Annotated in this window: 14 protein-coding genes; 8 read left to right on the top strand and 6 right to left on the bottom strand. The window is 35.3% G+C overall.

Translation table 11 applies throughout. The features are described from left to right. The first annotated feature begins 124 nt into the window (after positions 1-124). The 7 genes from ACWA1B_RS05780 (at position 125) to ACWA1B_RS05750 (ending at position 7585) form a co-directional block, all read left to right on the top strand. Entirely contained in the window at positions 125-2110 is a 1986-nt protein-coding gene (locus ACWA1B_RS05780) for an ATP-binding protein (protein WP_456904968.1), read from the top strand. A gap of 74 nt (positions 2111-2184) precedes the next feature. Then, entirely contained in the window at positions 2185-2550 is a 366-nt protein-coding gene (locus ACWA1B_RS05775) for a response regulator transcription factor (RefSeq protein ID WP_456904966.1), read from the top strand. Continuing rightward, the gene (locus ACWA1B_RS05770; protein ID WP_456904964.1) at positions 2550-3764 is read left to right on the top strand and encodes a YaiO family outer membrane beta-barrel protein; all 1215 of its coding nucleotides are present in this window, start codon (positions 2550-2552) and stop codon (positions 3762-3764) included. Before ACWA1B_RS05775 ends, ACWA1B_RS05770 begins: the two co-directional genes overlap by 1 nt. A gap of 1 nt (position 3765) precedes the next feature. Next, on the top strand, positions 3766-4587 hold the full coding sequence (locus ACWA1B_RS05765; RefSeq protein WP_456904962.1) for a hypothetical protein: 822 nt from the start codon (positions 3766-3768) through the stop codon (positions 4585-4587). Between the two features lie 10 nt (positions 4588-4597). After that, complete coding sequence (locus ACWA1B_RS05760) at positions 4598-6031, top strand: glycosyltransferase family 2 protein (protein ID WP_456904960.1); 1434 nt, start codon at positions 4598-4600, stop codon at positions 6029-6031. Between the two features lie 41 nt (positions 6032-6072). Then, positions 6073-6885 (top strand): helix-turn-helix domain-containing protein, encoded by an 813-nt coding sequence (locus ACWA1B_RS05755; RefSeq protein WP_456904958.1) that lies wholly within the window; start codon positions 6073-6075, stop codon positions 6883-6885. A gap of 79 nt (positions 6886-6964) precedes the next feature. Next, positions 6965-7585, top strand: a complete 621-nt coding sequence (locus tag ACWA1B_RS05750) for a DUF417 family protein (RefSeq protein ID WP_456904956.1) — start codon at positions 6965-6967, stop codon at positions 7583-7585. Between the two features lie 58 nt (positions 7586-7643). Here the strand turns inward: ACWA1B_RS05750 and ACWA1B_RS05745 are convergent, their stop codons facing one another. Then, positions 7644-9587, bottom strand: a complete 1944-nt coding sequence (locus ACWA1B_RS05745; protein WP_456904955.1) for a glycoside hydrolase family 97 protein — start codon at positions 9585-9587, stop codon at positions 7644-7646. A gap of 286 nt (positions 9588-9873) precedes the next feature. Between ACWA1B_RS05745 and ACWA1B_RS05740 the strand changes: the two genes are divergently transcribed. Beyond that, the gene (locus ACWA1B_RS05740; RefSeq protein ID WP_456904953.1) at positions 9874-10059 is read left to right on the top strand and encodes a hypothetical protein; all 186 of its coding nucleotides are present in this window, start codon (positions 9874-9876) and stop codon (positions 10057-10059) included. A 115-nt stretch (positions 10060-10174) separates the two neighbouring features. On the opposite strand, the gene ACWA1B_RS05735 is transcribed toward ACWA1B_RS05740, so the two are convergent. The 5 genes from ACWA1B_RS05735 to ACWA1B_RS05715 all read right to left on the bottom strand — a co-directional run bounded on the left by ACWA1B_RS05735 (position 10175) and on the right by ACWA1B_RS05715 (position 20265). Continuing rightward, positions 10175-11398 (bottom strand): sensor histidine kinase, encoded by a 1224-nt coding sequence (locus ACWA1B_RS05735; protein WP_456904951.1) that lies wholly within the window; start codon positions 11396-11398, stop codon positions 10175-10177. A 20-nt stretch (positions 11399-11418) separates the two neighbouring features. After that, positions 11419-17793: a HAMP domain-containing protein gene (locus ACWA1B_RS05730; RefSeq protein WP_456904949.1), complete on the bottom strand. Its 6375-nt coding sequence runs from the start codon at positions 17791-17793 to the stop codon at positions 11419-11421. A 143-nt stretch (positions 17794-17936) separates the two neighbouring features. Then, positions 17937-18368, bottom strand: a complete 432-nt coding sequence (locus tag ACWA1B_RS05725; RefSeq protein ID WP_456904947.1) for a response regulator — start codon at positions 18366-18368, stop codon at positions 17937-17939. Further along, a complete protein-coding gene (locus ACWA1B_RS05720) occupies positions 18355-19815 on the bottom strand; it encodes an ATP-binding protein (RefSeq protein ID WP_456904945.1) in 1461 nt (486 codons plus the stop codon). The genes ACWA1B_RS05725 and ACWA1B_RS05720 overlap by 14 nt, the downstream gene beginning before the upstream one ends. A gap of 72 nt (positions 19816-19887) precedes the next feature. Further along, positions 19888-20265: a response regulator gene (locus tag ACWA1B_RS05715; RefSeq protein ID WP_456904943.1), complete on the bottom strand. Its 378-nt coding sequence runs from the start codon at positions 20263-20265 to the stop codon at positions 19888-19890. Positions 20266-20710 lie beyond the last annotated feature (445 nt).

Genomic DNA, 20710 nt, shown 5'->3' with positions numbered 1-20710 from the left:
AGTCTGAAACCGATTACATTTTTTCTGTATGGAATATTATAGCGTAAAACATTGCCTTGAAAAGGCAATTTATGCTGAATTTTGGCAGAAATGCTGTAACTTTATAGCCTTTACCACTTAATTAATGAGTACAGAAAATCCAATTCCAGAAAACGAATTTGAACGTTTAGCAGCCCTAAAACGTTATAATATCTTAGACACACTCCCAGATCATGCTTTTGACGATGCTACGAAGCTTGTTTCTTATATCTGCGGTGTGCCAATTGCCCATATTTCTTTTATTGATGAGAGCAGACAATGGTTCAAATCTGAAATCGGAATAGGCGTTTCTGAAGTTCCCCGCGAAATCAGTTTTTGTAAATACACGATTATGGAATCAGAAATGATCGAAATTAGCGACACATTTTTGAACGACCGTTTTAAAGATGACCCTAATGTTACAGGAGGTTTTAAAGTGCGATTCTATGCCGGAATTCCACTTACAACGCCTGACGGATTTAATATTGGAACTATTTGCGCCATAGATCATGTTACAAAAACATTAGATGAAAATCAACGAAATGCACTTTCGATTGTTGCAAAACACGTAATAAATCAGCTGGAAGTTCGGACTAAAAATATTGAGTTGGCCGCTCAGAAAAAAATTGCAGAACGTGCTGTTTTGGCAAAAGACAGTTTTTTGGCCAATATGAGTCACGAAATCCGTACGCCATTAAACGCCATAATTGGTTTTACAGATCTTTTGGCCCAAACGGAACTTGATGAAACACAACGCGATTATATTGAAAGTGTCCAAATTGCAGGAGAAAATCTGCTTTTGATTGTAAATGATATTTTGGATCTTTCTAAAATGGAATCAGGAAATTTAACCATCGATGCTGAGCCTTTTAATCTGAAAAAAACCCTCAAACATGTTTATAATCTATTAAAAGTAAAAGCGCATAAAGAAGTTGAATTCAATCTCTTTTTAGATGCTGATATGCCCGATATAGTTATTGGCGATCAAGGAAGATTGAATCAAATTTTAGTAAATCTTATCGGAAATGCGCTAAAGTTTACGCATGATGGTGATGTAACGGTTTCTGTGAAAAAGGTGGAAGAAACAGAAGAACATTATTCCCTTCGATTTTCTGTAAAAGATACCGGAATCGGAATTCCTGAAGATAAACTTAATTCCATTTTTGAACGTTTTACCCAAGCTGAAGAAAGTACAACGCGTAGATTTGGTGGCACTGGACTCGGATTAAACATTGTAAAACAGTTGATTGAACTTCAAAAATCTGAAATTCAAGTTAAAAGCAAGGAAGGTCGCGGTTCAGAATTTTCTTTTGTCCTTTCGTATAAAAAAGCAGATGCGAAAGTAGATTCAGTTAAAACAATATCAAAAAATGATCTTGGAAATCTGAAAATTTTGCTTTGCGAAGACAACGTGCTAAATCAGAAATTAGCAAAAAGCGTAGTGCAGAACTTTGGTTTTGAATTAGACATCGCTGAAAATGGAGAAGAAGGCATTGAACTTTTATCGAAGCACCAATACGATTTAGTTTTGATGGATCTTCAAATGCCAATTAAAGATGGTTATCAGACAACGGAATACATCAGAAATGAAATGAAATCAGATATTCCGATTATTGCCATGACAGCACATTCTCTTGTTGGAGAGCAGGAACGTTGTTATAAAGTTGGAATGAATGCTTATGTACCAAAACCTTTTAAACAGTCTGTTCTTTTAAAAGCGATAAAAACGGTTATGAGCCAAGATGCTGATCGTGGAAGAAGAAGAATTATTGATTTTTCTATTTTGGATGAAATGGCATGCGGAAGCCCAGATTTTAGAAAAGAAATGATTGATCTTTTTTTAGATAAAATTCCGAGTCAAACGGCTCAGCTTGAAGAAGCATTTAAAAATGAAGATCATGATGCAGTTAAGAAATTAGCGCATAATATGAAATCCAGTTTAGATATTTTTATGCTAACTGATTTGACAAATTGTTTGTCGATTATTGAAGAAGAAGCCATAAATAATGAATTTACTTCTGAAAGTGAAAACAAAATAAATATACTGCATTACGGAATCGAGGAGACCGTTAAAATCCTGAAGGAGCTTTGATAAAAAAGAAATAAGCCTTAGCTTTACATATAAGCCAAATATAAATTGAATTTTTGCCTCAAAATATCATAACAATGAGAATCATTTTAGCCGAAGATAATGATATCTTACGCAAATCATTATCATTTTTTCTAGAGTCCAAAGGATTTGCTGTTGACCAGTTTTCTGATGGAAAAGATGCGCTTGAAGCCATCGAAAAAAACAATTACGACTTGATTTTGACCGATATAAACATGCCAGGCATTAGCGGAATGGAAATTACGCAATATGTCAGGGAAACTATTAATTCAGATCTTCCTATAATCATACTTACTTCTTCCGGTGTTGAACAGACAGAATTGGATTCTTTTGATATTGGCGCAAATGAATTTATTGCAAAGCCAATCAGTCCTGCCGTTCTTTTAGTGCGAATTAATAAGCTCCTAAAAATCAAATCGTAATGAAATTTCTATATTATTCAATTGTTTTGTTGTTTGTTTCATCCATTTCTTTTGGACAGGAAATAAATATCGATGCCGTCTTGGCTCAGGTAAAACAAGAAACAGAAAAAGGAAATTTTGATAAAGCATTATCCTTAATTGAACCTTTGGGTGCTAAATTCCCTGAAAACGAAGATATTCAGGTGTATGCAGGACGAATTTACAGCTGGAAAAAAGACTATCCTTCATCAATAAAAATGTTGGCGCCATTAACAGACAGAACAAATCCGAATCCTGATGCTGTACAGGCAATTATCAATACTTATTTTTGGTCGGAACAATATGAAAAATGTATTGTGTATTGCGATAAATATTTGGCAATTGATCCAAAATCGGTAGATGTAGTTAAAACAAAAGCAAGTTGTCTTGAAAAACTAAATCGCGATCAGGAAGCGCTGGAAGTTATTGAAAAAGCATCAATTGCAGATAATAGTACTCAGCCGTTTAAAAGCATTCGAACGCTTATAGGTAAAAAAGCTAAAAATGCAATCGCAGCGTCTTATCTTAATATTTCTACTTCAGAACCAGGGCAATCGCCTTTGCATTATGGGTATGTTGAATATTCACATAAATTCAGCAAATCGGCTATTGTGGGGCGCGCAAACATTGGAAACACAGGCAATGACACACAAATGCTTTTTGAAACTGATTTCTACCAAACATTTTCAAACAAAAGCTATTTATATGCCAACGCCGGACTTTCAACAGGTGAAACATTATTTCCCGTTGGAAAGGCAGGTTTAGAATATTATTTTGCACCAGTTAAAAAATTTGATTTTGCATTTGGAGCTCGATTTATGCATTTTGAATCAGATGATATAACGTTATTGACTGGTCAGGTTGCATACAATACAGGAAGTTATATATTGGCATACAGACCATATTATGATACAGGAAATTCATTGTTTTCTCATGTTTTAAGTTTACAGAGAACCAATGAAGAAAAAGAAAGAATCATAAGATTGGAACTTCAATACGGAACAGTTCCGTACTTGTATCTTTATAACGGTTTCACACAACCATTAGAAGCTTTTAGAGTTGGATTGCAATATCAGCATCGTTTAGGCGATTCGTTTTTCGTGCGCCCAATTTTTCTTTACGAGCGCGAAGAATATACGCCAGGAGAATACAGAAACAGATTTAATGTCCAGTTAATTGTAACTAAACGCTTTTGATATGAAAAAAGTTTTGGAATTATATGAAAAAGGTGACTGGGTTGTACCGTTTCTGATTTTTTCAATATACTTATTTATTGGAGCTTCTTTTGTTTTGTATCTTGTAATTGTTTGGAGTCGAAATAAAAATATAAAGAGAGAAAAACGCAGAATTGAATATAGTGAATTTATTGAAAAATTAATGTCGGCTGTTGTTTTTGAAAATGTGACTTTTTCGGTTATTAATGAAGATAAAAATTCGATAGCGCTTTTTAAAAAAGCCTTTTTCAGAGAAGTTGTAATGGAAACGATTATAAATCTTCATAAAAATTATGATGGCGTTTTTGCCCAAAAATTGGAACAATTTTATCAAGATTCAGGTTTGATAAAAGATTCGTTCAAAAAACTTCGAAATTTTAGATGGGAAGTAAAATGCAAAGGAATTACAGAATTGGCGGAATTTAATATAAACGAAGCATTTGAAACAATCATAACATTTTCAAAAGCCCGAAAAAAGACGTTGAAAATCACATCAATTAATGCTTGTATAAAACTTGCAGGAACAAAAGGCATAGTGCACCTCGCTGAGCATACTGACCCTATTGATGATTGGATGCAGCTAAACATTATTGGCGCTTTTAAAAAGCATGATATTGGAGATACAAAAGGAGTAGAACTTTTATTGGAATCTAAAAACACAACGGTTATTACACTCGGATTAAAACTTATAAAAGAGCTGAAACTTACCCAGAAACTTCCTTATGTATCGCAATTGATCGATCACGCACCGAATACATTAATTCAGTATGAAGCGCAAAACGTATTACAGACATTAACAGTTTAATTACAAGCCAATGAGTCTTTTAAACAGCGAATTAATATGGTTTTTGGATGTATACATAGTACTTATTTTGGGCTATGCTATATTGATCATGTCTTCGTATCTAATATTAGCCTATCTTTCTACAAAAGAACTCAGGAGTTATCTTAAAAAAAATAGTTTTGTTGATTATGAAGTATTGCTTACAAGCGATTATGCACCTAAACTTTCGTTAATTGCGCCTGCTTACAATGAAGGTTTTACAATTGAAGAAAATGTAAAATCCCTGCTTTCATTGAATTACAATAATTATGAGGTAATTGTGGTAAATGACGGAAGTAAAGACAATTCGATGGAAATTCTGATCAAGAAGTATGATCTTGTTTTGACCGATTTTGATTTTCACGAACAAATCGAAACCAAAAAACTAAAAGGAATTTATACTTCAAGAAATGCCGCTTTCAAGAAATTAATTGTGGCCGACAAAGAAAATGGTGGTAAAGCCGATGCCCTGAATGTAGGTTTAAATATTGCACAAAACCCGTATGTAGTTTGTATCGATGTGGATTGTATTTTGGATAAAGATTCCCTTTTGAAACTGGCAAAACCTTTCCTGGAATCGCACGGAAAACGCATTATTGCAACGGGCGGTGTAGTCAGAATTGCAAATCAGTGTATTATTAAAAATGGCCGTTTGGTCGAGGTAAATATTCCAGACAGCATGATTCCGAGAATTCAGGTTTTAGAATACTTGCGCGCTTTTCTTTTAGGAAGAATGGCGTGGGGAAGACTGGATGGATTATTGCTGATTTCCGGTGCATTCGGTGCATTTGATAAAGAAATTGCTTTATTGTCTGGAGGTTATAGTACAAAAACAGTAGGTGAAGACATGGAATTGGTCGTGAGAATGCGTCGTTATATGCTTGAAAATAAATTGCCCTATTCGGTAAGCTATATTCCTGATCCACTTTGTTGGACAGAAGCCCCAGAAGATTTCAAAATATTCAAAAAACAGCGCAGCCGCTGGATGAGAGGAACAATTGAAACACTTAGTTTTCATAAAAGAATGTTTATGAATCCTAAATACAAAATACTAGGAATGGTAAGTGTGCCTTATTGGACATTCTTTGAATTTTTGGCGCCAGGAATTGAGTTTATTGGTCTTTTAATAACGGTTATATTCGTACTTTTTGGTTTGCTAAATTGGCATTTTTTCCTTTTATTGTTGCTTTTTGTGTACACTTTTGCCGTTTTCTTTTCCGTTTTGGCATTGTTTAGTGAAGAACGTACTTTTCATAAATACCCAAAACATGCCGACTTTTTCAAACTTCTTTTAGCTGCTTTTATTGAACCTTTGTATTTTCATCCGATGACCGTTTATTCTGCATTAGTGGGATATAAAGAAAAAATTAAGGGAACGCATGGCTGGGGCGAAATGACCAGAAAAGGATTTACTAAAAAAGAATAAACTATTTTGTATTGTCCGATTTCTGAAAAAGAAGCTCAGCTATGAAAATTGAATTAAAGAAAACCGATTTTATTGCAAAAGAAATAAACGAACCGTATTATTATATTCTGATATTTGAGGGAGAAGCTTCTTTTTCAGTTGATTTAACGGCTTATGAATGCGACGGAAAAAGTCTTGTCTTTTTATCTCCATATCAATTCTTTAAATGGAATAATTCTTCAGCGCCTTTTATAAACGAGGTCAGTTTTCATGGGGATTTTTATTGTATTGAATATCACAAAAAAGAAGTGGCCTGCAACGGAATTTTGTTTAATGATATTTACAGAGAACCTTTTGTAAACATCTCTGATTTTATTTACGAGGAAATTATCAGCATCATTGAAAGAATGAAAAAGGTGGAAGATTCCAAACTTGATTATGATGATTCGATACTAAAATCTTATTTGCAGGTTGTTTTAGCATTGAGCAGCAAAGAAAAACAGTTGAAAATGCCTTCTGAAATTCAGGAATCAATTGGAAATGCAACTATTTTACAGTTTCAGCATTTGCTGGACGAACATTTTCGGGAAGCCAAAGAAGTAGCTTTTTACGCTTCTAAATACAAACTGACGGTCAATACATTCAGCAAAAGAATTAAAAAGCATTTCGGAAAATCACCTTCGCAACTTATTCAGGATCGCATTGTTTTGGAAGCCAAAAAATTGTTGCATTTAACGGTCAAGCCGATAAGAGAAATTGCCGTTGATCTTAATTTTGAAGATGAATTTTACTTCAGCCGTTATTTTAAAAAGAATGTTGGAATTTCCCCGAAGGATTTCCGAAAAGAAGTCGGTATTTCTATTGTGGCAAAATAGTCCATGTAAACTCCTTTACGTCCATTTTTATCCAGGCACTTGTAAACTAATTTTGGTGTGTATTTAAAACATAATCAAAATGGAAAAATTTATAAGATTTATTGCTGGCGGACAAAACAATTTTGTTCACTTTTTAAGAATTGCTATTTTCGTTGTAATGGCTTGGATTGGAGGCTTAAAAGCTTTTAAATATGAAGCTGACGGAATTGTTCCCTTGGTTGCAAATAGTCCTTTTATGAGTTTCTTTTACAAAGATGCCAATAAAATGGTTGCCAATAATGAAGGAAAACAAGTCAAAGCGTACACCTTACACAAAAATTTAGAAGGCAAAACAGTCGAAAAAAACATAAAATGGCAGGAAGAGAATGGCACTTATATTTTTTCGTACGGATTGGGAACTGTCATTGTTTCGATTGGTTTATTGGTTCTTTTAGGAATTTGGTTTCCTAAAATTGGATTTTGGGGCGGACTCTTAACTTTCGGAATGTCTTTTGTTACTTTGTCTTTCTTGATTACAACGCCCGAAGTTTACGTCCCAAATTTAGGAGGAGATTTCCCGACACCAGAGTTTGGTTTTCCTTATCTTTCTGTCGGAGGACGACTGGTTTTAAAAGATATAATTATGATGGGCGGTGGTTTGATTATAGCTTCTGACAGTGCAAAAAAGATTCTTAGCAAAGCAAAAATGCTAATTCAGTAAAAATAAAAAATCCCCGCGTATAAAGTGCGCAGGGATTTTTGTATTTTTTTTAGAAAAATTAAGGCATAAACAAAACCGTTCCGCCATTTGCAGACAGTTCAAGATTGAACGAAGTATTATCCAATTTCTTTGTACTGAATTTTGAATCCTGGCCTTCACCATCACTTATAATAGAAACATTTTTACCTTTTAGCATTGGTAAATTTACCGTGATATTTTTTGGTGCGTTTTCGCCATTAATGGCAGCGATATACCATTTTGTGTTTTTTCTGCGGGCAATTACACAATATTTTCCAGGATAACCGTCTATATATACAGTTTCATCCCAAACGGTTGGAACATTTTTTAGATAATCAAATAAGTAAGTTGGTTTTTCTTTTAAGTTTTCCGGCGTTAATCCCCAATGTTGAACAGCGGAAAAGAAAACAACTGCTGTTGCCATTTCAAAAGCATCCGTTGTTTTTCGCGTTGTGCCTTTATTTGGTTCGCGATGCAGACGTTTGTTCAGAAAAACGGGACCAAAATCCATTGAAGCTACCGCATTTCTTGTAAAAGGATAAATAGTAGCTGTTGAAGGATATCGATCACTAAATCCTTGTTGGAAAACCAAATTTTCAGAAGCAAGAACAGCCTCACTCGTCATATAATTTGGATACATTCTTTCCCAACCGCGGGGCAGGGTAGCGCCATGGAAGTTGATGTTCAGACCAAATTCTGCGGCATCAACAAGTATATCGTGATACAATTTCATAGTTGCTTGTTTGTCTCCGCCAAAGAAATCAATTTTTAATCCTTTCACGCCAATTTCCTGCAGCCATTTCATTTCTGAACGTCGGGCTTCTGAGGTATTCATTTTGTTTTTTGGCGTTTGCGGAGCGGTGTTCCAATTTCCATTTGAATTGTACCAAAGCAAAAAACCAACATTTTTTGATTTGGCATAATTAACCAATTCCGCCATTTTTTCTTTACCAATATTGACATCCCAAAGCGCATCAATTAAAATGAATTCGCAGTTCATATCAGCCGCAAGATCAATAAAAGTTTTTTGATCGTTATAATTGCAGCTTTCATCTTGCCAGACAATCCAGCTCCAGCTTGCGCGGCCTGCATCAAATATTTTTGGTGTTTTTACAAGCGGTTTTACAACATCTGTAGCTGCGGTTGATTCCACAATTGGTTTCAGCGTTTTTCCTATTGTTATTGTTTTCCATGAAGTTTGCATTGGAAGTGGAGCAGTAGCGGTAACAGGTCCGTCATGATTGTTTTCTCCCTCTTGTGGAAAAGTAACCGTATAAATTCCGTCTGTACTTGCGTCGCTTAATCGGGTTCCGACATAATTTCCGCTGATTCCGGTTTCAGAAATCAAAAGCCAGCCATTATTTCCTAAATGAAAAAGCGCCGGAAAAGTAAAACCTAGTCCGTATTGTGATTTTGTTCCAATTGGTTCTTCTCTCGTATATTCTTCTTCATAAGATGGTTTTGTTTTTTCCCATCCGCTTAACGGCGGCGCTTGAGGTGTAATAAAAGTGGTGGTTTTTGAAGGAAGTTTAAAACCAGTAATTTCTTTTTCAATGGTACAGTTTCCAGTATTTTTTTTGCTTTTCGGGATCAAATAGGAGAAAGCAACATCTGTATTTGTAACTCTGAAAATGATGTTTATCGTGTCATTAGCAAAGTTTGTAAAGGTGCAATTTATTTCATTTGCTTTATAATTTACCTGACTTACTTTAGAACGATTCAGTTGATACGATTCCTGAATTTTATTTGTTTTGCTTCCAATTAATTTAAGTCCTTTCGTAAAATCTCCAGCGGAACTTATTATTCCTAATGGAGACTTAGCAAGGAATTCTTCGCCTTGGAAAAATACTTGGTAGTAAGCAAGGCCATTATCGACAGAAATTTCAAGTTTTAAATTTTTATCGGTACTAAATGTTGAAAGTTGTTGCGCTCGAAGCGAATTTGAAATAATGAATAGGAGAAAACTAAGAAAGAAATATCTCATTTTTTGCAGTATTTTGATCGGTTAGTAAAGTTTGGGATTTTAAAAAAAGTAATAAGTGTAAAAATAACACTATTTTTGAAAAGAAAAATTTTGAAAAGGAAAGTATTTGTAAAATTTCAACTATTTCGAACAGAATACAATAAAGAAAAGGGAGGAATAATTAAATCAATCTTTTCGTTTTAAAAAAACAAACACCTTTTGGAGTGTCTTTTTAAACCATAATTGAGATGTTTACGTATATAAGAATGAGTTGAGTTTTCTTTTTTCAAAATCTTAAAATAAAAATATGATAAGTAATATCCCAGAAAACAGTTTAATAGTAGAGCTCATTTTAATATCAATTATTTTTTTAGGATTTTCGGTTTGCTTTTTTATTGTCAAAAGCAAAGTTTTAACTTTTAAAAAAGAAAAAATAACTGATGAAGACTTTGATAAAAGTCTTGAAAAAGCAATAAAAAATTTAAGAAAATAATGCTTAATAACAGCCGTAAATTCTCAGTTACAGGCTGAATTCAGTTATTTTAAAGATACTCCAATTTGGAGGGATATCTTTAAATTTGTTTTTCTTTATTTTATTTGAAGAAAATTTATTGCGGAATAAAAATATCAAAAGTAGCACCTTTCATAGGCTGAGATGTAGCCATAATTATTCCGTTATGATTTTCAACTATTTTTTTTACAATGGCCAGGCCAATACCTGTTCCGTCATAAACATCCCTGCTGTGGAGTCTTTGAAAAACGCCAAATATTTTTTCGCTGTGCTCAGGTTCAAAACCAATTCCGTTGTCCTGAAAACTGATATGACAGTAAGTTTCCAAAGGAATTAATTTATCGTTATGCAAATCTTTTCCAGTTGCCATTCGGCTTTTAATTGTAATTTTAAGTGGAACTTCTTTCTGAGAAAATTTCAGTGAATTATTGATTAAATTTTCAAGAAGCTGAATGAACAAAAATGGAATAATATTTATTTTTCCATGTAGATCAGTAATAATCAAAGCATTTTTTTCGTTGATGTTTTCTCTGAGCGCTTCTTTTACATTTTCAATTATAGTTTCAAGATCTGTATTTTCGTAAATGCGATCAATAATATTTGTTCTGGAAAAAGCCAAAAGATCGTTGATTAATTCACGCATTCGATTGGTCGAATACAAAATGCGATCAAACTTTAATCTTCCGTCAGGGCTTAAATTTTCATATTCTTTTGCAAGAATAATATTTGAAAATGTCTGGATTTTGCGCAACGGTTCCTGAAGATCATGACTTGAAATGTGAGTGAAAGCATCTAATTCGGTATTTTTTCTTTTTAATTCGTTTGCATATTTTTCGATAGCTACATATTGGGCAGCCAAATCTTCATTGGCCTTTATAATTTTGGCGTTAAGTGCATTTGCTTCTTCTTCTTTGAGCTGTAATTCTCTTGTTTTTTTATACAATTCAGTAAAAACCATCACTTTTGCCTTCAGAATTTCCGAGGATAATGGCTTGATCATATAATCAACCGCTCCCGATTGGTATCCTTTAAAAATATAATCGGAAGTATTCATATTGGCAGTGAGAAAAATAATGGGCACATGTTTGAGTTTGTCACTTTGACGAATGAGTTCAGCAGTTTCAAATCCATCCATAAGAGGCATTTGCACATCCATCAGAATAATGGCAAAATCCTGACTTTTCAAAAGTATTCGCAAAGCATCCTTGCCTGAAGTAGCTTCCACAAATTGATATCCCAAATCAGCAAGAATTACCTGAAGAGAAAGTAAATTTTCCTTTTTGTCGTCAACTAATAATATTTTAACTGGAGCGTGTTCCATGATGTTTTTTATTTAAAATATTATTTTAGCCAAACTCTCATTAATGAAGATAATTGCTCTACATTAACCGGTTTTGTAATATAATCCGAAGCACCAGATTCAATACATCTTTGTCGGTCGCCTTTCATTGCTTTTGCGGTAACGGCGATAATGGTTAGATCTTTATGTTTTGGATTTTGTCTGATGATTTTCATTGTTTCATAACCATCCAGTTCCGGCATCATAATATCCATCAAAACAATATCCATTTTGACATTCTGATTTAGAATTTCGATAGCTTCATGACCACTTTCAGCACTGATAACATCCAACCCAAAACGTTCTAGCGCAGTTGTAAGCGCAAATAAATTTCGGACATCATCATCAACAAGAAGCACTTTTTTATTGATAAGTACATCTTCTTTCAAATAATACGTTTCAATTCGTTCCCTCATGCTGTCAGGCATGTCTTTATGCACACGATGGAGGAATAGGGCAGTCTGATCGACCAATTCATCAATCGAAGTGGCGCTTTTTGTTATAATACTATAAGCAAAACGATTGAGTTTGCTTCTTTGTTTTTTATTGACGTCGCCCGCAGAATGGATAATTATGGTTGTTTCCTGAGTATTTATATTATTTTCGAGATCATTAATTAAGTCAAGACCGTCAGCATCTGGAAGAAATAAATCCAATATAATACAGTCGAAGGATTTTTCTTTGATTAATTCTACAGCTGCTTCTGCTGTTAGAGCCGTTGATATTGAAATGTCATCACCTTTGACCGCCTCTACAATTAGCTTTAAATCCACGGGATTATCATCAACTACTAGAAGATTTTTTTCTTTTTTATTTTTGAAATCATGAATATCGTTAAACATTGCAGTCAGTAAATCATTTTTTACCGGTTTTACAAGAAAGTTTCTGGCGCCACGTTTTAAGCCTTTATTTCTTTCATCTTCTCCCGAAATGATATAAACCGGAATGTGTCTTAACGTAAAATCAGTTTTAAGGCGATCGAGAATTTTCCATCCGCTGGTATCCGGCATATTCAAATCCATTGTGATAGCATGAGGTTGAAACTGATTGATATAGTCAATTACATCATTTCCTTTAGTGGTTACAACAGCTTTAATATCATGCTGATGCGCTCTTTCCAGAAGGATTTTTGCAAAAGTTATATTGTCTTCAGCAATTAAGAGAATTTTGTCATTTGGCCTAATATTGGCGCGGTCGTCACCAACTTCATCCACAAAATACAAATCAACATCTGATTTATTGAAACTAGCTGACGGAAGCGATTTTAAACGACTTTTTCCGGCGTGAATTACATTTGTTTCTTCATTGACGCTTATTTCTTCAATTTCAGTATTATGAACAAATTTTAGTGGCAGGAATAAAGTGAATTTGCTTCCAATATTGGTATCACTTTCGAGTTCGATACTTCCGCCTAATAAATCAGAAAGTCCGCGGCTGATGGATAATCCTAATCCAGTTCCCCCATATTTACGGCTTGTAGAACCTTCTGCCTGCTGGAAGGCTTCAAAAATGATATTTTGTTTTTCTTTTGAAATTCCGATTCCGGTATCTGAAATTTCGAATGCCACGACAGCTTCAGCATTTTCCAGATTATTGTTTTTTGTTTTCCAATTATTATCTGCTTTGTAAATGCTTAATCGGACTTGGCCTTTTTCGGTAAATTTGAATGAATTGGATAACAGATTTTTCAGAATTTGATTTAATCGCTGTGAATCAGTTTCCATTAATTCAGGAAGATTATCGTCCATCAATATTTCAAAATCAAGATGTTTTGCCTGAGAAATAGGGTTGAAGGTTGATTCCACAAATCGGCTGATTTCAGCAAAACTAATCGGATTATAATCCACAGAAATATAACCAGATTCAATTTTAGAAAGATCCAGAATGTCATTAATTAACTGAATAAGGTCATCACCGCAGGAATTGATTGTTTTGGCAAACTGAATTTGTTTTTCAGATAAATTTCCGTCACGATTGGCGATTAATTCATTGGCCAAAATTTGCAAACTGTTAAGCGGCGTTCTTAATTCATGTGACATATTCGCAAGGAATTCCGATTTGTATTTGGATGTTAATGTAAGCTGATCGGCTTTTTCTTCCAGAGCTTTTCTCGCAACCTCAACTTCCTGGTTTTTAAGTTCAACTTCCTCTTTTTGGTTGGCCAATAAAATCGCTTTTTCTTCAAGTTCCTCATTAGTGTTTTTCAATACTTCCTGCTGACTTTTCAGCTCGTTTGCCAATGATTGCGACTGAACCAATAATTCTTCGGTTCTTGAATTGGATTCAATGGTATTCAATACAATTCCGATACTTTCCGTTAAACCTTCAAGGAAATCTAAGTGTGTTTGGTTAAAAGTATCAAGCGACGCTAACTCAATTACCGCTTTAAGTCTTCCTTCAAATAAAACCGGAAGAATGATGACATCTTTTGGTTTAGCATCTCCAAGTCCCGAATTAATTCGGATGTAATCTTTCGGAACATTGCTTAAAATTACTCGTTCTTTTTCAATAGCAACCTGACCAATAAGTCCTTCGCCCATTGCATATTGCGTGATGGAATCTTTTCTTTTAATGTAAGCATAAGAAGCAATCAGATTCAATTTGGAATCCATAAAATCTTCACCTTCTTCTAAAATATAGAAAAGCCCATGCTGTGCCGTAACAACTGCAGCAAGTTCAGAAAGGATTTTTTTAGTAACCGCATTCAATTCTTTTTGACCTTGAAGCATTTGCGTAAATTTAGCTAAATTCGATTTCAGCCAATCTTGTTCCTGATTTCGCAAAGTAGTTGCCTTAAGATTTGAAATCATTTGGTTGATAGTATCTTTGAGCGCCTCAACTTCACCTTTTGCTTCAACACCAATTGTTCTCGTCAAATCTCCCTGCGTTACCGCCGATGCAACCTCAGAAATTGCACGTACCTGAGTCGTAAGATTTGCCGCTAACTGATTTACGTTTTCTGTTAAGTTTTTCCAGGTTCCTGAAGCTCCAGGAACGTTTGCTTGTCCACCCAGTTTTCCTTCAGCACCCACTTCACGTGCCACCGTTGTTACCTGATCAGAAAAAGTCGCGAGTGTGTCAATCATTTCGTTGATTGTATCCGTTAATTGCGCCACTTCACCTTTAGCATCAATAGAAAGTTTTTGTTTCAGATTTCCTTTTGCTACAGAAGTTACAACTTTAGCAATTCCACGAACTTGTCCCGTTAAATTTGAAGCCATGACGTTAACCGAATCCGTTAAATCTTTCCAGGTTCCGGCGACACCTTTTACTTCCGATTGTCCTCCTAATTTCCCTTCCGTACCCACTTCACGTGCCACACGAGTAACCTCAGAAGAAAAGGAATTTAACTGTTCCACCATTGTATTGAAAGTGTTTTTCAGATCCAGAATTTCCCCTTTTACGTCAACGGTAATTTGTTTCGAAAGGTCACCATTTGCCACGGCTTTGGTAACATCAGCAATGTTACGAACCTGACCGGTTAAGTTCGATGCCATTTGGTTCACGGAATCCGTTAAATCTTTCCATGTACCGGCAACTCCAGGAACGAATGCCTGACCGCCTAGTTTTCCGTCTGTACCAACTTCACGTGCCACACGAGTTACCTCAGAAGCAAAAGCACGAAGCTGATCTACCATAGTATTTACGGTTTCTTTTAATTGAAGAATCTCTCCACGAACGTCGGCGGTAATTTTCTTGGACATATCTCCGTTGGCAACAGCAATGGTTACTTCGGCGATATTACGAACCTGAGTAGTTAAGTTACCCGCCATTTGGTTCACCGAATCCGTCAAATCCTTCCATGTTCCGGCAACACCCGGTACGTTGGCCTGACCTCCCAATTTTCCTTCAGTACCAACTTCACGCGCCACACGCGTAACTTCTGAAGCAAATTCACGAAGCTGATCCACCATTGTATTTAGCGTTTCTTTTAATTGCAGAATTTCTCCAGCTACGTCAACCGTAATTTTTCGGGACATATCTCCATTCGCAACGGCAATCGCCACATCGGCAATGTTACGCACCTGAGCGGTAAGATTTCCCGCCATTTGATTTACTGAATCGGTTAAATCTTTCCAAGTTCCCGCAACTCCAGGAACGTTTGCTTGCCCTCCCAGTTTTCCTTCAGTTCCAACTTCTCGCGAAACCCTTGTAACCTCCGAAGCAAAGCCTCGAAGCTGATCCACCATGGTATTAATCGTATTTTTTAATTCTAAGATTTCTCCTTTTACGTCTACCGTAATTTGAAGTGAAAGGTCGCCCTTTGCCACGGCAGTCGTAACTTCGGCGATATTACGAACTTGGCCAGTTAAGTTGGATGCCATTTGGTTAACAGAATCCGTTAAATCTTTCCATGTTCCGCCGACACCTTCAACCTGCGCTTGTCCTCCCAGTTTTCCTTCGGTACCTACCTCACGCGCTACACGAGTTACCTCAGACGCAAAGGAATTCAGCTGACCCACCATGGTATTGATGGTGTTTTTAAGCTCTAAAATCTCTCCTTTGGTATCAACGGTAATTTGTCGGGATAAATCTCCTTTTGCAACAGCTGTTGTTACTTCGGCGATGTTTCGTACTTGCCCGGTTAAGTTGGATGCCATTTGGTTCACCGAATCAGTTAAATCTTTCCATGTTCCGCCCACACCTTTTACTTTTGCTTGACCACCGAGTTTTCCTTCAGTACCAACTTCAAGCGCCACACGCGTTACTTCAGAAGAGAAGGAGTTCAGCTGATCCACCATCGTATTAATGGTTTTTTTCAATTCGAGAATTTCCCCTTCGGCTACTGCCGTAATTTTTTTCGAAAGGTCACCATTTGCAACGGCTGTCGTTACTTCGGCAATATTTCGTACTTGTCCGGTTAAGTTGGATGCCATTTGGTTTACCGAATCCGTTAAATCTTTCCAGGTTCCACCAACACCTTTTACTTTGGCCTGACCTCCCAATTTTCCTTCAGAACCTACTTCACGTGCCACACGAGTTACCTCGGCACCAAAAGAGTTCAGCTGATCCACCATCGTATTGATGGTATTTTTTAGTTCGAGGATTTCTCCCTCAACATTTACGGTAATTTTTTTCGATAAATCTCCTTTTGCTACGGCTGTTGTTACTTCGGCAATGTTTCTAACTTGTCCGGTTAAGTTGGATGCCATTTGGTTCACCGAATCGGTTAAATCTTTCCAAACTCCACCAACACCACGTACTTTTGCCTGACCTCCCAGTTTCCCTTCAGAACCTACTTCTCGTGCCACACGAGTTACCTCAGAAGAGAAGGAATTTAACTGATCCACCATGGTATTGATAGTGTCTTTTAGTTCCAGAATTTCCCCTTTTACGTCAACGGTAATTTTTTTCGAAAGATCTCCTTTTGCCACCGCTGTTGTTACATCGGCGATATTACGTACTTGCCCGGTAAGATTGGATGCCATTTGGTTAACGGAATCCGTTAAATCTTTCCAAGTTCCACCAACACCTTTTACCTGCGCCTGACCGCCTAGTTTTCCTTCGGTACCAACCTCACGCGCCACACGAGTTACCTCAGAAGAAAACGAGTTCAGCTGATCCACCATCGTATTGATGGTGTTTTTTAATTCCTGAATTTCTCCTTTTACGTCAACAGTAATTTTTTTGGATAAATCTCCTTTTGCCACCGCGGTTGTTACATCGGCGATATTTCTAACTTGTCCGGTAAGATTGGAAGCCATCTTATTTACTGAATCCGTCAAATCTTTCCAAACTCCACCAACACCCCGAACTTTTGCCTGACCGCCCAGTTTTCCCTCAGTTCCCACTTCGCGCGCTACACGCGTAACTTCCATAGAAAAAAGGTTCAACTGTTTTACCATGGCGTTTACTTCTTTTGCAATTCTGAGAAACTCTCCCTGCAACGGATTTCCTTCAATAGCTAAAGGCATTTCCTGTGATAAATTTCCTTTTGCAACTGAGGTAATTACGTGCGCAATTTCAATTGTAGGGTGAACTAAATCGGAAATCAAAGTGTTTACGGAATCCACACAGGAACTCCAAGAACCGCGTGCTCCGTCTAAAACGACACGATTGGTCAATTTTCCTTGTTTACCAATGCTTTTTCCAACCTTCTGAAATTCAAAAACCATTCTTTCGTTCAGGTCAATTATTTCGTTTAAAGTATCGCAAATGGCTCTTTTTGTTCCATCCTGATCGGTAGGGAAACGTTGGGAAAAATTACCATTTTTTACTTTCAGCAAAATTTTAAGAAACTCAGCATCACTAAGAATTGATTCCTCAGTTTTGCTTTTCTTGCTTTTACTGTTAGGTTTTATTTCATCTGTTATAACAGGCACAGCAATCAGCATGTCATTTTTCAGTCCTTTATCGTTATGTTTCTTATTTTTCATAATTGGTAAATCTTTGCTATAGGATTGGTTTTTGGTGATTCGAGGTTAATTGTTAATTGTTAATTGTTAATTGTTAATTGTTAATTGTTAATTTGGTTTTTTGGCTTTTCATTAATAATTAACAATTCATAATTAATAATTGTTTAAACGTTTTCATTCAATAAAATCTTCCTAAGATGAAATTGTACGAAAGCATCCATAGAATCTGGTCTTTTTGTGTTGTCGTTGTAATTTAAAGGCTTTATGATATATCCTGAAATGCCTAATTTTTCAGCAGTTATGCGATCACTGCTTTCAGAAGAAGTGGTCATGATAAACACTTTTAAATGTTTTAAATTTTCATCAGTTCTCAGGATTTTCAGAAATTCAATTCCATTCATTTTTGGCATATTAATATCCAGTAGAATCACATCCGGAACAAGCGGATTTTCCGTATTTCTGAGCATTTGAAGTGCTTCAAGTCCATTATAAGCTGTATGTAGAAAATATTGAATCTCTAGCTTTTTTAATGAACGCTCAACAGAAATTGTATCGAGTTCATCATCTTCAATTAATAAAATATTAGGCTTTCTCATACTGTTTGTTATTTCTCCAGGTGAAAGTAAATGTGGTTCCTTCTCCTAGTTTTGATTCTACATGTATACTTTCTCCCTGATCATCAATAATTTTTTTAACAATGGCGAGTCCAACGCCGGTGCTTTCCATTTCATTTTTCTCTCTCAGTGTCTGAAAAATTTCAAATATTTTTTGGTGATATTCTTCATCTATACCAATTCCGTTGTCTGTTACTGAAAATTCATAGTAGTTGAGTACTTTCTGGCACTTTATTTCGATATATGGATTTTCAGGTTTTGAATATTTGGCTGCATTACTGATTAAATTCGAAAAAACCTGTTCCAGTTTTAAACGTTCTGTAACTAGCTCTGGAAGATTTATAATTTCGAGTCTGAATTCTCTCGGAACAATAGATTGTGCAATTTCATGAACAAGCATATTAGTATCAACCAATTCTGGCAAAGTCTTCCTGTTTATGCGCGCATAATCTAAAAGTCCATTTATTAATGCTTCCATGCGTTGTGTTCTTTTCGGAATAATATTGAGATAATTTCTCAATGAGGGGGAAAGTTCGTTCGATAAATCTTCCTCAATCCAGCTTATTACATTGTAAATTCCCCTAAGTGGCGCTTTTAAATCATGAGAAACAACGTAGGCAAATTTGTTAAGTTCTTCGTTTTTGTTTTCCAGTTCCTGAATATTCTTTTCGAGTCGGCGCGACATAATATTCAACGATGCGGCGAGAGCGCTTAGCTCATCTTTTTTAAAATCCCGAACAATAGTAAAACGGCCTTTTGAAATCGTATCGGCGACCCGAACCATAGAATTTATTCGTTTTGTAATCATAATTACAATATAAGCCGTGCTACATATTCCAACAAAAATGGTAAGGGATAAAAAAACCAGTGAATAATTTCGCGCTTTGTTTAGAGAATGCAGCAACATTTCACTGTGATGGGCTCTCGTTTTGTATTCGATTTTTTCAAATCTTTTAAATTTTTCTGTAATCGAATCATTAATGTTCTTGCCAATGTGCTTCTTAAACTTAGTATCTAAAAGGAATTGGTACGTTTTAGGATTTTCTCTTCGTGCCCGAATTAATTCGGATGTAAAAGAAAGCCATTCCGAATGAAGAATACTTATAGAATCTAAAATAGAAGACTGAATAGTATTGCTGTCAATGAGCGTATGTTGTTCTACAAAAAAGTCCGGAACTTTTTCTATTCCGCTATAATAAGGCGCCAGATAGGTCGTGTCATTAGTAAGTAAATAACCCCGAACAGCGCTTTGCATTTGTAAAATGGCTCTGTGAGTTTTATTTGAATTTCGGATGACAGCTTCTGATTTTGAAAGAAACTTTGAGTTTTGATTGACTTTGAGAGACAGCCTGTAATTGGTATATGAATCTGCAGCAGAAAGCAAAATGATAAGCGTGAAGGCCAAAATTATTTGAGTTGATAATTTCATTGTCTTTCTATTAAGAAAATCGCATTAAAAAATTAGTATTTAAACTGAAGCTTTTTTATGTTTAAAAGTTGCTTATATTGTAAAGTGGCTTATGATTTTTTTCATTTCGTTAAAATCATTTGGCTTTGAAATAAACTCTTTTGCTCCATATTTTCTGGCTTTTATTTTTGTTTCTTCAAATTGGGACGTAGAAAAAATAACAATGGGAATATCCTGAATAACTTTTTTTGTTTTGATTTCGGCCAAAAATTCAAACCCCGACATTATTGGCATATTCAGATCAAGAAATATAATATCTGGGCTAAGTTCTTGACGAATTAATTTGTTGAGCGCTTCAACAGAATTGTGCATGGCAGTATAATCAGCATCAGACACAGCTTGCAAAGCTTCCATGAAAAATTCGCAATCGTCAATATCATCGTCGATTTGCAATATGTTTTTATAAATCATGAGTATAGTTGTTTCATAAAATTCAATATCAGTTTATGTTATTAACTAATGAAAGTAATAAATAAGATTTTCCTTTATTTTACATGATTCTCGATTTATTTTATATAATTATCATATTGTACTTAAATTTTTGAAAGACAGCGCTCTATGATTTTCTGAAAAATTGATTGTTGAAATGATTTTGGACTACTTTATTTTTATTGCAAAAAAGTCGCAATCAGTTATTTTTAAACTGTTCGCGACGATTGGATCTTTTTTTTCTGATTTGAATATTTTATATTTTAGATTGATTTTGAAATTGTTTGTTTTTCTTTTAAGTTTATAATCAGATTGTTTTGGGTTTATTTATAAAAAAAGAAGCACTTTGAAATCTTAATAAGATGTTTCAATAAGAACTCAAAACAATAAATTAACGTGTTAAAAATCTTAAAGCCATTAATAATAA

It is taken from the genome of Flavobacterium xizangense, assembly GCF_054075145.1.
Note: the sequence above shows the minus strand (reverse complement) of the source record. Positions and strands in the feature narration are given on the sequence as shown.

Coding starts and splice junctions, on each gene's coding strand:
- ACWA1B_RS05745 (WP_456904955.1), bottom strand. CDS start 9,587: ATGAGATATTTCTTTCTTAGTTTTCTCCTATTCATTATTTCAAATTCG.
- ACWA1B_RS05765 (WP_456904962.1), top strand. CDS start 3,766: ATGAAAAAAGTTTTGGAATTATATGAAAAAGGTGACTGGGTTGTACCG.
- ACWA1B_RS05715 (WP_456904943.1), bottom strand. CDS start 20,265: ATGATTTATAAAAACATATTGCAAATCGACGATGATATTGACGATTGC.
- ACWA1B_RS05720 (WP_456904945.1), bottom strand. CDS start 19,815: ATGAAATTATCAACTCAAATAATTTTGGCCTTCACGCTTATCATTTTG.
- ACWA1B_RS05780 (WP_456904968.1), top strand. CDS start 125: ATGAGTACAGAAAATCCAATTCCAGAAAACGAATTTGAACGTTTAGCA.
- ACWA1B_RS05725 (WP_456904947.1), bottom strand. CDS start 18,368: ATGAGAAAGCCTAATATTTTATTAATTGAAGATGATGAACTCGATACA.
- ACWA1B_RS05760 (WP_456904960.1), top strand. CDS start 4,598: ATGAGTCTTTTAAACAGCGAATTAATATGGTTTTTGGATGTATACATA.
- ACWA1B_RS05730 (WP_456904949.1), bottom strand. CDS start 17,793: ATGAAAAATAAGAAACATAACGATAAAGGACTGAAAAATGACATGCTG.
- ACWA1B_RS05775 (WP_456904966.1), top strand. CDS start 2,185: ATGAGAATCATTTTAGCCGAAGATAATGATATCTTACGCAAATCATTA.
- ACWA1B_RS05750 (WP_456904956.1), top strand. CDS start 6,965: ATGGAAAAATTTATAAGATTTATTGCTGGCGGACAAAACAATTTTGTT.
- ACWA1B_RS05755 (WP_456904958.1), top strand. CDS start 6,073: ATGAAAATTGAATTAAAGAAAACCGATTTTATTGCAAAAGAAATAAAC.
- ACWA1B_RS05735 (WP_456904951.1), bottom strand. CDS start 11,398: ATGGAACACGCTCCAGTTAAAATATTATTAGTTGACGACAAAAAGGAA.
- ACWA1B_RS05770 (WP_456904964.1), top strand. CDS start 2,550: ATGAAATTTCTATATTATTCAATTGTTTTGTTGTTTGTTTCATCCATT.
- ACWA1B_RS05740 (WP_456904953.1), top strand. CDS start 9,874: ATGATAAGTAATATCCCAGAAAACAGTTTAATAGTAGAGCTCATTTTA.